The organism is Pseudarthrobacter sp. NPDC058362 (genome assembly GCF_042723515.1).
Taxonomy (GTDB): Bacteria; Actinomycetota; Actinomycetes; order Actinomycetales; family Micrococcaceae; genus Arthrobacter.
The window spans coordinates 140,798-154,713 of record NZ_JBHXIW010000006.1 but is presented as its reverse complement, the minus strand read 5'-3'; the positions used below and the strand labels follow the sequence as shown (position 1 = coordinate 154,713).

11 protein-coding genes are annotated in these 13,916 nt (G+C 67.4%); 5 read left to right on the top strand and 6 right to left on the bottom strand.

The window, feature by feature from the left end:
* Positions 1 to 228: 228 nt before the first annotated feature.
* Positions 229 to 1,356, top strand: coding sequence for an aromatic acid exporter family protein (locus tag ACFWIX_RS13000; protein WP_377216543.1), 1,128 nt, complete (start codon positions 229 to 231; stop codon positions 1,354 to 1,356).
* Between the two features lie 6 nt (positions 1,357 to 1,362).
* Here the strand turns inward: ACFWIX_RS13000 and ACFWIX_RS12995 are convergent, their stop codons facing one another.
* Genes ACFWIX_RS12995 through ACFWIX_RS12985 form a run of 3 tightly spaced genes read right to left on the bottom strand, consistent with a single transcriptional unit; the run spans position 1,363 to position 5,687 of the window.
* Positions 1,363 to 2,232 (bottom strand): PRD domain-containing protein, encoded by an 870-nt coding sequence (locus tag ACFWIX_RS12995; protein WP_377216542.1) that lies wholly within the window; start codon positions 2,230 to 2,232, stop codon positions 1,363 to 1,365.
* A 56-nt stretch (positions 2,233 to 2,288) separates the two neighbouring features.
* Positions 2,289 to 3,698 carry a glycoside hydrolase family 1 protein gene (locus ACFWIX_RS12990; RefSeq protein WP_377216541.1) on the bottom strand — a complete coding sequence of 470 codons (1,410 nt, stop codon included), beginning with the start codon at positions 3,696 to 3,698 and terminating at the stop codon, positions 2,289 to 2,291.
* A gap of 42 nt (positions 3,699 to 3,740) precedes the next feature.
* Complete coding sequence (locus ACFWIX_RS12985; protein WP_377216540.1) at positions 3,741 to 5,687, bottom strand: beta-glucoside-specific PTS transporter subunit IIABC; 1,947 nt, start codon at positions 5,685 to 5,687, stop codon at positions 3,741 to 3,743.
* A gap of 218 nt (positions 5,688 to 5,905) precedes the next feature.
* Between ACFWIX_RS12985 and radA the strand changes: the two genes are divergently transcribed.
* On the top strand, positions 5,906 to 7,279 hold the full coding sequence (gene radA / locus ACFWIX_RS12980; RefSeq protein WP_377216539.1) for a DNA repair protein RadA: 1,374 nt from the start codon (positions 5,906 to 5,908) through the stop codon (positions 7,277 to 7,279).
* Here the strand turns inward: radA and ACFWIX_RS12975 are convergent.
* Positions 7,276 to 7,542: a hypothetical protein gene (locus tag ACFWIX_RS12975; RefSeq protein ID WP_377216538.1), complete on the bottom strand. Its 267-nt coding sequence runs from the start codon at positions 7,540 to 7,542 to the stop codon at positions 7,276 to 7,278. The genes radA and ACFWIX_RS12975 overlap by 4 nt on opposite strands.
* Positions 7,543 to 7,673: 131 nt before the next feature.
* On the opposite strand from ACFWIX_RS12975, the gene ACFWIX_RS12970 reads away from it, so the two are divergent.
* The 3 genes from ACFWIX_RS12970 to ACFWIX_RS12960 all read left to right on the top strand — a co-directional run bounded on the left by ACFWIX_RS12970 (position 7,674) and on the right by ACFWIX_RS12960 (position 10,853).
* Positions 7,674 to 8,141, top strand: coding sequence for an NUDIX domain-containing protein (locus ACFWIX_RS12970; RefSeq protein WP_377216537.1), 468 nt, complete (start codon positions 7,674 to 7,676; stop codon positions 8,139 to 8,141).
* 166 nt (positions 8,142 to 8,307) lie between these two features.
* Complete coding sequence (locus ACFWIX_RS12965; protein WP_377216536.1) at positions 8,308 to 9,231, top strand: ATP-binding cassette domain-containing protein; 924 nt, start codon at positions 8,308 to 8,310, stop codon at positions 9,229 to 9,231.
* The gene (locus ACFWIX_RS12960; protein ID WP_377216535.1) at positions 9,231 to 10,853 is read left to right on the top strand and encodes an ABC transporter permease; all 1,623 of its coding nucleotides are present in this window, start codon (positions 9,231 to 9,233) and stop codon (positions 10,851 to 10,853) included. Before ACFWIX_RS12965 ends, ACFWIX_RS12960 begins: the two co-directional genes overlap by 1 nt.
* Positions 10,854 to 10,867: 14 nt before the next feature.
* Here ACFWIX_RS12960 and ACFWIX_RS12955 read toward each other — a convergent pair whose 3' ends face one another.
* On the bottom strand, positions 10,868 to 12,097 hold the full coding sequence (locus tag ACFWIX_RS12955) for a beta-ketoacyl-[acyl-carrier-protein] synthase family protein (RefSeq protein ID WP_377216534.1): 1,230 nt from the start codon (positions 12,095 to 12,097) through the stop codon (positions 10,868 to 10,870).
* A 6-nt stretch (positions 12,098 to 12,103) separates the two neighbouring features.
* Entirely contained in the window at positions 12,104 to 13,717 is a 1,614-nt protein-coding gene (locus ACFWIX_RS12950; RefSeq protein ID WP_377216533.1) for a peptide chain release factor 3, read from the bottom strand.
* Between the last annotated feature and the right edge of the window lie 199 nt (positions 13,718 to 13,916).

The following is a 13,916-nucleotide window of genomic DNA, read 5'->3' as shown; positions in this document are numbered from 1 at the left end:
GTACCCCTTCCAGGGTTATTCAGGTGCGGGACAGGGCTGGAGGGGCCCTGTTGCGCGATGCGTACGTTTTGTACCTCGAAGAAACTTATGGGCCCCAGGTAACGGGATTGGCCGTCCAAGATGAACGGAAGGTGAACGCGCAGACCACATTAGTTTACAAATACCGGGTCGCCGTTGCGCAGATCACATTTCAGGCCCTAAAGGCGGCCACGAAATAGACTGGGCCCCATGGCGCCCTCCGCAGGACTCTCAGCAGGCAGGCGGTTCCTGCGCGGCCGTGTCCAGACTGGGCTGATCCGAAGCCGGAATTCCCTTGTGCCTGCCGTGCAGATGACCGTTTGCGCCGTGGGAGCGTATGCCTTTGCCGAGTATGTACTCGGGCACTCGGGACCCCTCTTCGCCGCCACTTCCTCGCTGATCGCCCTCGGATTCTCCCGCGAACCGCGGCTTCGGCGTGTCGTGGAGGTGGGCCTGGGCTGCACCATTGGCATCGCCGTAGGTGACTTGCTGCTCCACTGGCTGGGCAGCGGAATCTGGCAGGCCGCCGTCGTACTTCTCTTCTCCATCCTGCTGGCCCGTTTCCTGGACAGCGGCACGATCTTCACCACCCAGCTGGGGCTGCAGTCCCTGCTGGTGGTGCTGCTGCCGGCGCCCGACGGCGGCCCCTTCACGCGCAGTCTCGACGCCGTGGTGGGCGGGCTGTTCGCCCTGCTGGTGACCATCCTGATCCCGAAGGATCCGCGGCGCGAGCCCCGCAGGGATGTCCGGAAGCTGCTCCACGAGCTGGCGGAGGTGCTGCGCGAATGCAGCACGGCCCTGATCAACAGCGACTCCACGCAGGCGTGGCACGCGCTGATCCGCGGCCGGAACTGCCAGCCCTTGGTGGACGCGATGCGCCAGTCGCTGCGGGCTTCCGGCGAGGTGGCCACCCTGGCGCCCGCCTACCGGCGGCACCGGGACGAGCTGGAACGGCTCGCCGGGTCGCTCGATTTCATTGACCTTGCACTGCGCAACAGCCGCGTTTTTGCCCGCCGCCTCACCAGCGCCATCAATCATGCCGCGCTCACCGATGCGGCCACGGAGAACATCGCGGAGGTGCTGCAGGACACCGCTGCCGCGATTGACGAGCTCTCGCTGGGCCTTGCGGAAACGCACGACGGCGTCCGGCGCGCCCACCTGCGCACCGCCCGGCAGGAGCTCAGCGAAATCGCCCTGCGGCTGCACCCCAAGCTGCTTGAGGTGGAGCGGTTGGAGGGCGAGACCGTGGTGATGCTGTACCGCCCCTTGATGGTGGACCTCCTGGAGGCCACGGGGATGGACGCGCAGGAAGCGCGGGACGTGCTGCCGGCGCTGTGAGCGGCCTCAGCCCTGGGTTTCGGCTGCCTGCTGGAGCCTCAGGTCATCGGCCATACGTGCCACGTGCAGGGTCAGGTAGGTGACTTCGTCCTCGGTGAGGGGTTGGCCCAGCCGCAACTCCAGCACAGCCTGCAGCTTCAGTGCCGTTCCGTAGGCGTCGGGGTAGGCGGTACGGATGGCGGATCCCAGGCCGGTGGCACCTTCGGCCAGCTGCCTGCCGGTGTGGGCACGGACGAAGAAGTACCTCAGGTGGGTGATGAACCGGGCGGCATTCACGGTTTCCCGGTCGAACGCCCGCCCATAGGCCTGTTCCAGGACCTCGAACAGCTGCGCGAACACCCCGGTCATCTGGTACGTGTAGGACAGGTCTCCGCTGGCAAAACCGGCATTGACCAGGTGCAGGGCAACCGCCACCGCCTCATCGCGGGGCAGCGGCTCCTCAAGCCTGCTGTTGACGAAATCCACAATTTTCTGGGCCATCCGCAGCTCGTCCGGATAGAGATGGGCCACCTCGGCGCGGAGGGGGTATTCGATCACCAGGCCCTGGCGCAGCCGCTTGATGGCGAAGCTGAGGTGGTCCGCGAGCGCCACGACGGTGGTGGAGTTCAACGGCCCCGCCATGCCGCCGCGGGCAATCTCGAGTGCCTGGTCCGCGAGCATCAGGTGTTCCGGCGGGATGGCGGCCACCAGCGCACCGAAGTTGTCCGCGTTGCGGCCGTCTTCCGGGACGAAGACCCGAACCACCTTGGCCTGGTCAACCTGCTGACCGGGCTTCGCCTGGAAACCCAGGCCGCGGCCGGTGAGGATGACCTCTCCCCTGCCGTCCGCGTCCCGGGCGAGGACGACGTTGTTATTAAAGACGCGAAGCACCTCCACGCCGTCCTCCTTTCGTTCGTAACCCGGCAGCCGTCGTCGTGCGCTGCCGGGTGCTGCTAGTTCAGGCTGGCGCCATTGGTGGCAATGACTTCCTTGTACCATCCGTAGGACTTTTTGGGGTAGCGGGCAAGGGTGCCGGTGCCGTCATCGTTGCGGTCCACGTAGATGAAGCCGTAGCGCTTGCTCATCTGGGCCGTCGAAGCACTCACCACATCGATGCAGCCCCAGGAGGTGTAGCCCATCAGCCGGACGCCGTCGGCCACCGCCTCGCGCGCTTGCACAAGATGGTCGTTGAGGTAGGCGATCCGGTAGTCGTCAACCACCGTTTTCGTCCCGTCCACCTCCACAAGCTGGTCTTTGGCGCCCATGCCGTTCTCCACGATGAACAGCGGCTTCTGCCAGCGGTCCCAGTAGTCGTTCAGGGCCACGCGCAGACCCTGCGGATCGATCTGCCAGCCCCATTCGGAGGCCTTGAGCGTGGGGTTGGGCACTCCGCCCATAATGTTGCCGGGACCCTTGCCCTTCCTGGCGGGGTCAGCAGTTTCGCAGATGCTCATGTAGTAACTGAAGGAGACGAAGTCCACGGTGTTTTTGAGGTCTTCGCGGTCCTGCGCGGTGATCTCCAGTTCGATGCCGTTGTCCCGGAAGTAGCGCAGCAGGTAGCCCGGGTACTCGCCGCGGCAGTGGATGTCGCCGAACGCGTAGCTGTCCTGGGCTGTGTGCATGGCAGCCACAACGTCGGCGGGATCCGGGGTGAGCGGGTAGACCGGCAAGGCGATGATCATGCAGCCCACCTGCGCGCCGGGCATGAGCTCGTGGGCCAGTCTGGTCGCCCGGGCCGACGCCACCAGCTCGTGGTGGATCGCCTGGTAGAGGTCCTGCTTGGTGAGCTGGTCCTTCGGTGTGGGGATCCCGCCGGAGAGGAACGGTTCATGGATCACCGAGTTGATCTCGTTGAACGTGAGCCAGTACTTCACGCGGCCGCCGAAGTGCTCAAACAGGGTGCGGCAGTAGCGTTCGTAGAAGCCGATCAGTTCGCGGTTGGTCCAGCCGTCGTACTTCCGCGCCAGGTGCAGCGGGGTCTCGTAGTGGCTGATGGTCACCAGCGGTTCGATGCCGTGCTTCTCCAGCTCGTCCAGCACACGGGAGTAGAAGGCCAGGCCTTCGGCGTTGGGGGTTTCCTCATCGCCGAGGGGGAAGATGCGGCTCCAGGCAATGGAGAACCGGAACACTTTGAACCCCATCTCGGCGAAGAGTGCGATGTCCTCCGCATAGCGGTGGTAAAAATCGATCGCCACCTGCTTGAGGTTGTCCGGCGTCGGCCCCTCGGTGGGGGCCTCCGTGATGCCCTTGGGCATCACGTCCTGGATCGACAGGCCCTTGCCGCCCTCGTCGTAGGCGCCTTCGAGCTGGTTGGCGGCAGTGGCGCCGCCCCACAGGAATCCGTCAGGGAAAGTGGTGGTCACAGTTTTTCCTTTGTCAGTCGGGATTGGCTGGATGTGGCGGCATCAGGGCCGCACGCTGATGGCGGCCTGGCCCTGCGCCAGGGTGCCGCCGGGCAGTGACGAACCATCCACGGGTGTCACGCTGGCAAGTTGAGCGGTGTTGGTGACCATCACCAGGGTGGTGGTGTCATAGCCGGCTTCGGCCACCAGGTCCAGGTCCACGACGGCGAGAAGGTCGCCCGCCCGGACCTGGTCGCCGCGGACCACGGCTGCTTCGAAGCCACGCCCCTGTAGTTGCACGGTATCGATTCCGATGTGGACCAGGACCTCCACGCCATCGTCGGATTTGATGCCGAAGGCGTGGCCGGTCTTCATGGCGGCCTTGATGGTTCCGGTGACGGGTGAACAGATGCGGCCGTCCGCAGGGACGATGCCCAGGCCACTGCCCATGGCGCCGGAGGAGAACACTTTGTCCTGGACCTCCGCCAGTGCCACAGCCTGACCGGACACGGGAGCCAGGAGCTCCACGGTGCCGGCCGTACCGGCGGACGCGGCGGGTCCGGCCGCGCCGGTGGCCGGCTGAACCGGGACGGGCGAACCTGCCTCCAGCGGGTCCGCGGCGGACCCGGGAAGGGGCGCGCCGGCGTCCGCGGCTTCCAGCTCACGCGGGCCGAAGAAGAAGGTGAGGGTGAAGGCAATGGCGACGGCGAGGCCGGTGCCCAGCAGCTGGAGGCTGAAGTTGCCCACGGTGCTGAAAGCCGGCAGGCCAAGGAGTGACGGGAATACGAAGGAGCTGGCGCCGCTGCCGCCGACCGCCGCGATGGCGCCACCGACGATGCCGCCCGCAATGCCGAAGTAGAACGGCTTCTTCAGCGGCAGGTTGACGCCGTAGATGGCCGGTTCGGTGATGCCGGCGAGGAAGCCGGAGAGTGCTGCAGGTCCCGCCACGGTACGGCGGGCCTTGTTGCGGGTGCGGAGCATGACGGCAAGGGTGGCCGCGGCCTGGCCGAGGACTGCCGCTAGCAGCGGGCCCATCATGAGCGAGTAGCCCTGCGTGGACATTTCACTGAGCATGCCGGGGACCAGACCCCAGTGCAGTCCGAAGAGGACGAAAACCTGCCAGAAGCCGCCCATGATGGCGCCGGCGAGCCAGGGCACGTAGGTGAAGGCGGCGTTGATCCCGGCGGAAAGGCCCTGTGCGGCAAAGGTGGTGACTGGGCCCACCGTCATCAGGACCAGTGGAACCATGACCAGGAGCGTGAGCAGCGGCGTGGTGAAGTTCCGGATGGCTGACGGAAGGACACCTGTCAGGAAGCGCTCAAGGTAACCCTGCAGCCATACGGCCACGATGATAGGCAGCACCGAACTGGTGTAGTTCATCATCACCACCGGAATGCCGGCGAAGCTGACCGGTGCGCCCGCGCCGGCCAACGCCACGATGCTTGGGTAGACCAGGGCTGCAGCGATGGCCATGGACGTGAACTGGTTGGTCTTGAACCGTTTGGCAGCCGTGACAGCCAGGAACACCGGCAGGAAGTAGAAGAGGGCGTCAGCGGTGGCTGCCAGGATCACGTTGGTTTGGGATTCCGGTGCCAGCCAGCCCAGCTGGGTGGCCAGGCTGAGGAACGCCTTGAGCAGGCCCGCCGCCGCCAGCGGCCAGATGACTGGCGAGAAGATGGACGAGATGAGGTCGATGAAGCGGTTGAAGAGGTTGCCTTGCGGCGCCGTCTCCGCTTCGGCGGGGGTGCCGTCCGTGACTTTGGTGATCCTGCCAAGCTCAGCGTAGACCGTAGGAACGTTATCTCCGATCACGACCTGATATTGGCCGCCGGCCTTCATCACGGTGATCACTCCGGGCAGCTTTTCCACGGCTGCGGTGTCTGCCTTTGCCTCGTCGCGCAGCTTGAGCCGGAGTCGGGTGGCGCAGTGGGTGGCGCCGGCAATGTTGCTTTCGCCGCCAACCCCCGCCACGATGTCGCCGGCCAGTGACCGGTAGTCCACAGTTGCCATGTCAGACCTCTCTGTCTATTTTTGGGCACAAAAAAAGACCCGAGACGCACGTGCTGTGCTTCTCAGGTCTTGCCTCTTACGAGTAACAATCCTGTAGGCGAAATTGCCTTCGACGTTGAACTATAGCGGTGATTCAGGTCACGCGCAACGTCTCTCTTGGGTTGGGTCGTTTGGAGCCAGGCAGTTCGTTGTCGGTGGCCGCCGCTAGGGTGGAACGCATGGCAACGAAGACTTCCCGGGCCGCTAAAGCGCCCGCCTACAAATGCGCTGAATGCGGCTGGACCACGGTCAAGTGGGTGGGCCGCTGCGGCGAGTGCCAGGCGTGGGGCACCGTGGAGGAAACAGGCATCGCCGTAGCGCGTACGACGGCGGCCGCCACCGTTGCGGAGCCGGCCCGCCGCATCGCCGAGGTGGACGCCACTACGGCGGCTTTCCTGCCCACGGGCGTGGACGAACTGGACCGCGTCCTCGGCGGCGGACTGGTGCCCGGTGCCGTAATCCTGCTGGCGGGCGAGCCCGGCGTCGGAAAATCGACGCTGCTGCTTGATGTCGCCGCGAAGTTCGCACGCACCGCGCAGGACGTTCTCTACGTCACGGGCGAAGAATCCGCCGCGCAGGTGAAGCTTCGTGCCGAGCGGATCGACGCCGTCGCCGAATCCCTCTACCTCTCCGCGGAAACGGACCTCGGCCAGGCGCTGGGACAGGTGGAGAAGGTGGAGCCGCGGCTCCTCATCGTCGACTCCGTCCAGACCCTCAGCAGCGCGGATGTGGACGGCAGCGCCGGCGGCGTCTCGCAGGTGCGCGAAGTGGCCGCCTCCATCATCGCCGCGGCCAAGCGCCGGAACATGACGACACTGCTGGTGGGCCACGTGACCAAGGACGGCTCCATCGCGGGCCCGCGCCTGCTGGAGCACCTGGTGGACGTGGTGTGCCAGTTCGAGGGCGAAAGGCACTCCCGGCTGCGGCTGCTGCGCGCCGTGAAAAACCGCTACGGGCCAACCGATGACGTTGGCTGCTTCGACCTGAACGAGAACGGCATCGAAGGGCTGGCGGACCCCAGCGGGCTGTTTGTCAGCCGCACCAAAGACCCGGTTTCCGGCACGTGCATCACGGTGACCATGGAAGGCCGGAGACCCCTGCTGGCAGAGGTGCAGTCCCTCCTGGCCGAAAGCCCCAACTCGCAGCCCCGCCGTGCCACCAGTGGCCTGGACAGCTCGCGGGTGTCCATGCTGCTGGCCGTGCTCCAGCAGCGGGCCGGGACCCTGCTGCACAAGGACGATTCCTACGTGGCCACCGTGGGGGGAGTGAAGCTCAGCGAGCCTGCGACGGACCTCGCCGTTGCCCTGGCGGTGGCCTCGGCGAAAGCCCGGAAACCGCTGCCGGTCCGCCTGATCGCTTTCGGCGAGGTGGGGCTTGCCGGGGAGGTGCGGCCGGTGCCCGGCATCAACCAGCGGATCCAGGAAGCGCACCGGCTTGGTTTCACCCACGCCGTGGTTCCGGCCAGCCACACGGGTCCGGGGCCAATCCCGGCAGGGTTTTCCGTCCGGGAAGTGGAGCACCTGACGGAGGCCCTGAGTTTGCTCATCGGTTAGGCGATGGGACGCGGATCCGGGTCGTCGAGGTGGGACGTAAACAGCCACCCGGACACGTCGCTGCGGAGGACCAGCAGCGGGGCGCCGGTGCTGGTGACGTTTCCGGTGGGCACGTAGTAGCCGCGGCCCGACCCCGGTCCGCCGGCTGCCCGGTCCAGCGCGTCAACCAGGTGGCGGGGCAAGTGGCCCTGCGGCCCCAGGCCCCGGAGTTCATCCAGTTCTTCCGGCGTCAGCCGTCCCAAAACCTCAGCAATATTGGCCATGACGGGTGTCCCTTCGAGCTAAGTGCCTGAAGGATTACCCTAGAGCAGGGCTGTGAACTGCAGGTTAACTTCTGCGGCCATTTTGAAGTCGTCCGGCCTGAATTCGTCGCCGGAACCAGGAAGGGGCCGGAATGCCTGTCCGAAGTGCCGGAATCCTGCTGTACCGGCGTCGAACCGACGCCGTGCTTGAAGTGTGGATCGCGCACATGGGCGGGCCGTTCTGGGCCCACAAGGATGAGCGCGCATGGTCGCTTCCCAAGGGCGAGTACGCGGTAGGCGAAGATCCGCTCGCTGCCGCACTGCGCGAGTTCCAGGAGGAGATGGGAACTCCCGCTCCCGCCGCCGGATACACCCACCTCGGCGACTTCCGCCAACCGTCGGGCAAAGTGATTACCGTATTCGCCGCCGAGGCAGCGTTTGACCCGGAGGCGATCCGCAGCAATACGTTCCCCCTCGAATGGCCCAAGGGTTCCGGCCGGATCCAGGACTTCCCGGAAATTGACGACGCCCGGTGGTTCCCCGAGCAGGACGCCCGCCTGAAGCTGGTCAAGGGCCAGGTCCCGATCCTCGACGCGCTGGTGGCGGATGGCCGGTCGTAGGGACCTTTAGCCGGGGTGGCGGCAGCCTCTTCCACGGGGATTACGGCGCTTGTATGATGTGGACACGGAGAGCCGGGAAGCCTGGTCGGCCCGCAGGTACGCAGGCCTGCGGCACGCAGATTGCGTCCGCCATATGCGTGAGCGACGACCCTGAACGGACCCGGCCATGCGTACAGATCAAGCACCCGTCGTGCATACCTCCCGCCTTGTGAAGGACTTCGGTCGGACTACTGCCCTGGCGGGTCTCGACCTGACGGTGACGCAGGGCGAAGTGCACGGATTCCTCGGCCCCAACGGCGCCGGAAAGTCCACCACGTTAAGGGTCCTCCTGGGCCTGATCCGGCCCACGTCCGGAACCGTGCGGGTTTTCGGCATCGATCCCTGGGCCGAGCCCGTCAAGGCGCACCGTGACGTGGCGTACGTCCCCGGCGACGTGACCCTGTGGCCCAACCTGACCGGCGGCGAGGTCATCGACCTGCTCACCGGCCTCCGGGGCGGCGCAGACCAGGCCCTGCGCCGGCAGCTCATCGAGGAGTTCGACTTCGATCCGCGCAAAAGGGCCAGGACCTACTCCCGGGGGAACAGGCAGAAGACCGCCCTGATCGCCGCCTTTTCCCGCCCGGCCAAGCTCTACCTGCTGGACGAGCCAAGCTCAGGACTGGATCCTGTGATGGACGCCGTGTTCCGCCGGCACGTCCGGCGGGTCACCGCGGAGGGAGCCACGGTGCTGCTGTCCAGCCACATCCTGGCCGAAGTGGAGCAGCTCTGTGACAGGGTCACCATCATCCGTGCGGGAGCCGCCGTTGAGTCGGGGACCCTCGCCGAGCTCCGCCACCTCACCCGGACACGCTTCCGGATCATCGCCTCCACACCTGCGGAAGCGGTCTCCTCATGGCAGGGCGTCTACGACCTCAGGACGGACGGGGACGCCGTCGAGTTTGACGCTGATCCGGCCCACCTTGGGCATGTCATGGAATCGCTGGCCGCCGCAGGAATTACCGGCATTACCGCTGCCCCGCCTTCCCTGGAGGAGTTGTTCCTGCGCCACTACGGCCAACAGCCCCCTGCAGAGCAAAGCACGGTGCGGTGATGGCGCCGGTGCTGCGCCTGGTACTGCTCCAGGCACGCAGGGACCGGGGAATCCTCACTGCGTGGATCCTGGGCATCGCGGGGCTGGGGTATGCCGCCGCCGTCGCCATCACCACACAGTTCGCGGAGGACAGTGACCGTACGGCCCTGATGGCCCTCGCGGCAGCCAGCCCGGCGTTCCTGTTCCTGCGGGGGCTCCCGGACGGAATCAGTTCCGGGGCGGTGACAATCTTCCAGGGCTACTCCTTCACGGCCGTCCTGGCCGGGCTGATGGGATCATTCCTGGTGATCCGGCACAGCCGGGCCGACGAAGACCAAGGCCGGCTGGAGCTTCTCGGTTCAACGGCCGTGGCCCGCATAGCGCCCCTGCAGGCCACCCTCCTGCTGGGAACCGGAGCCAACGCTTTCCTGGTCCTGGCCGTTGCCGGCGGATTCATAGCCGCCGGCCTTCCGGCTACGGGTTCGTTCCTCGCCGGTTTGGCGGTAGCGGCAGCGGGTCTGTTCTTTATGGCCGCCGCGGCGCTGGTCGCACAGGTGATGCCGTCCGCCCGCACCGCCAACGGCACAGCGGCGGCCCTGGTGGGTGCAGCCTACGTGGTCCGTGGCGCAGGCGATGCGCTGGGAACGGTCGGACCCTCCCTGGTGCACGTAGCCCCGGCCTGGCCTTCGCTGTTGTCGCCCATCGGCTGGGGGCAGCGCGTCCGGCCCTTCACTGACACCGATCTGCTTCCGCTGCTGGTGCTCGGCGGCATCGCGGCGGTCCTGGCAGTGGCGGCGGTGGCGCTCCGCAGCAGGCGGGATATGGGCGCGAGCTATATCCCGGCCAGTGATTCCGGCCCCGCCCGGGCCGGTGCAACGCTGGCGACGATGCCCGGCCTTGCCTGGCGGCTGCAGCGCGGAAGCCTGGCTAGCTGGTGCTTCACCACCGGGGTGCTCGGCGCCATAGCGGGCGGCCTGGGACCGGTAGTCCGTGACGCCCTGGCCGCAAATCCGACCCTGCTGGAAGTGATGAGCCGGCTGGTTCCCGGCAATGCCGCGGTGGTGGACCTCTTCACCACTGCCATGCTCGGCATCGCCGGCACCCTGGCCGGGGCCGCGGGGATCCAGGCTGTGCTCCGGCTGCGGGCGGAAGAAGCGGAAGGCCGGGCCGAGCTGCTCCTTGCCGTGCCGGCGTCACGCGCGCGCTGGCTTGCGGGAACGCTCGCCGTCGCAGCAATGACGACGGCGGCGGTCGCCGCCGCAGCGGGAGCCGCAGCGGCCATCGTGCTCACCATCACCCAGGCCGGGGGCAGCGGCCCCGGCGAGGTCTTCGCGGCTGCCCTGGCCCACATACCGGCGGCTCTGGTTTTTCCCGCGGTGACGGTCCTGGTGTTCGCGTTCGCCTCCCGGTGGGCTGGCCCCGTCGGGTGGAGTGCGCTGGCGGCGGCGCTGGTGCTGGGGCAGTTCGGGGAACTGCTCGGGCTGCCGGTGTGGCTGCAGGACCTCAGCCCGTTCCGGCACTCCTCAGCGATGCCCGTCGAAGCCTTCGACCCGGCAGGCGCCCTGCTCATGGGCGCAGTTGCCGTGGCCGCGGCGGCCGTGGCCCTGCGCATTATCCGGACCCGCGACCTGGTGGGCGCCTAACGGATAACCGGCTGCTATCCGCCGGTGACCACCAGGGCGACGCTGTGCCCGCCGAAGCCGAACGCGTTCACCAGGCCGGTGCGCGGGCTGTCCGCAGACAGGGCCCGGGCGTGTTCCGCCACGACGTTGAGTTCCACTTCGGTGTCCTGCGCCTGCAGGTTCAGCGTGCCCGGCAGCCGGCCCTCGCGGAGCGCTTCGAGGACCACAACTGCTGCCAGCGCCCCGGCGCCGCCCAGCAGGTGGCCGGTGTGGCCCTTGGTGGAGGTGACCGGCACGTCGGGTCCGAAGATGGCGTTGATCGCCAGCCCCTCCAGCCGGTCCCCCACCGGCGTGGAGGTGGCATGGGCGTGGATGAAGCCAATGTCAGCCGGTTGCAGGCCGGCAGAATCCAGTGCCTTCTGCATGACGCGGCGCTGCATCACGGGGTCGGCGGCGACGATGTCATTCGCGTCGGAAGTCACCGCACCTCCTGCCACGGCACCCAGGACGGCGGCTCCCCGGGCACGTGCATGGGCCTCGCTCTCGAGCACCACGATCCCTGCCCCTTCTGCCAGCACGAAACCGTCGCGGTCGCCGTCGAACGGCCGTGACGCCCGCGCGGGCTCATCGGAGCGGCCCGACAGCGCGCGGATCTGGGAAAACCCGGTGATCACCAGGTCGTTCACGGACGCATCCACGCCGCCGGCAATCACGACGTCGGCCGCACCCGAGCGGATCATCTCCGCTCCCTGGACAATCGCCTCTGCCCCGGAGGCGCAGGCGCTGACAGGGGTCCGGGCGCCGCCCTTGGCGCCGAGGTCGATGGACACCCAGGCGGCGGGGCCGTTGACCATCAGGCGGGTCAGTGTGTGCGGCGAGACCTTGCGCGGGCCCGAGGCAGCGAGCACGCGGTCCTGCTCGATGGTGGAACCCAGGCCGCCGTACGCGGAACCGATGACCACAGCGAACCGCTCCGGATCGACCTCGGGCGCACCGGCCTGCGCCCACGCCTCGCGGGCGGCGATCAACGCGAGCTGGCCGCAGCGGTCCATCCGCTTCATCTCGCGCGTGCTGAGCCGCTTCGAAAGGTCCGCGGTGACCCGGCCGGCGATCCTGACCGGAAGGTGCTCCGCCCAGTCCTCATCCAGCGCGGCGATCCCGGAGGTCCCGGAGATGAGTCCGGCCCAGGTTTCGGGAACGGTGGAACCCACCGGGTTGATGGTGCCGGAGCCGGTGACCACGGCACGGGGCTGCGATGCGTTCAAGATGCCCTACTTCGCGGGGTTGTGGGTGCCGATGGGCACCAGGGTGAGGTCGGGGTGGTTCTTTTCGATCCGGCGCAGCGCCCATACGTCGGTGAAGAGGGCGAGGTATTCGCCGTCGGACCGCAAAAGAACCTCAGCGCCCGGCACGTTCGCCAGCGCAGGCATCGCGTCCGCCGTCGTAATCCTGGCGAGGGAGTAGGACAGTCGCTCCAGGCGCATGGGGGCGCTGAAGTCGTGCGCCATGCGGTCCTCCACCACCTCGAACTGCATGGGTCCGACGGCGGCGAGCACCGGCGCCTGGTCACCGCGGAGGTCGGAGCGGAGCAGCTGGATGACGCCCTCGTGCTCGAGCTGCTCGATACCGCGGCGGAACTGCTTGAACTTGCTCGGGTCCTTGGAGCGGGCCACCTGGAAATGCTCCGGTGCGAACAGCGGAATGGCCGGGAATTCGACCGGTTCTTCAAGGAAGAGGCTGTCGCCCACGCGCAGGGAGGAGGCGTTGACCAGCCCGACGACGTCGCCGGGGTAGGCCTCGTCGATGACTTCGCGTTCGCGGCCAAACACCTGCTGGGCGTACTTGGTGGCGAAGGATTTGCCGGTGCGGGTCTGGGTGACCACCATGCCGCGTTCGAACACTCCGGAGCAGACGCGAATGAAGGCGACGTGGTCGCGGTGGGCCTTGTTCATGCCGGCCTGGACTTTGAAGACAAAGCCGGAGAAGGGCGCCTCCACCGGGCGAGGGGTGCCGTCCACGTCCGGGCGGGGTGCTGCAGGCGGGGCGAAGTCCACCAGGGCGTCCAGCAGTTCCTTGACACCGAAGTTCAGGGCGGCGGAGCTGAACAGGATGGGGGTGGCCCGGCCGGCGTGGAACGCCTCGGTATCGAACTCCAGGTTGGACTCGATGACCAGCCCGGCCTCGTCCACCGCGTCGGACCAGTTGCTGCCCTGGTCCGCGGCGGCTTCCTCGGGGCTGAAGTACTCGGTGATGGCGATCTGCGCGCCGGCGTTGTTGCGCTGGAAGCGGGCGAATCGGTCGTTGCGGAGGTCCCAGACGCCGCGGAAGTCGCCGGAAATGCCTACGGCCCAGGTGAGCGGCATGGGCTGCAGGCCGGTCCGCTCGGTGATTTCATCCATCAGGGCCAGGGCGTCCAGGCCGGGCCGGTCCCACTTGTTGATGACGGTGATGATGGGCAGGTTGCGCTGTTTGCAGACCTCGAACAGCTTCATGGTCTGCGTCTCCAGGCCCTTGGCGGCGTCCACGAGCATTACGGCGCAGTCCACGGCCGCCAGCACACGGTAGGTGTCCTCGGAGAAGTCGGCGTGGCCGGGGGTGTCCAGCAGGTTGATGACGGTGTCCCGGTAGGAAAACTGCAGGGCCGCCGAGCTGATGGAGATGCCGCGGTCCTTCTCCATCTGCATCCAGTCCGAGACGGTTTCCTTGCGGTTGGCCTTGCCGCTGGAGGCGCCGGCGGTGCCGATCACCTTCGCGTGCAGGGCGAGCGCCTCCGTCAGGGTGGACTTGCCGGCGTCCGGGTGCGAAATGACAGCGAAGGTCCTGCGGCGGCCGGCCTCTTTGTGAATCGCATTGATCCGGGCGGGAGTCAGGACATCTTGGGACACGGTGCTACCTTCGCTGCGGTTGGGGCTGCCCGGAGCGCCTTCATGGAGCCGCGCCCAGGGCACTGCGGCCGCGGGGTTTCTTACCTGCGGCCGGGGATACAGGCTGCCAAACAGCCAAGCATCCAGTTTATCGCAGGGGCACAAACCACGACGGCGGGCCGGGCGGCTTAACGTTCCGGCACACAGGCGGCGGCGACTT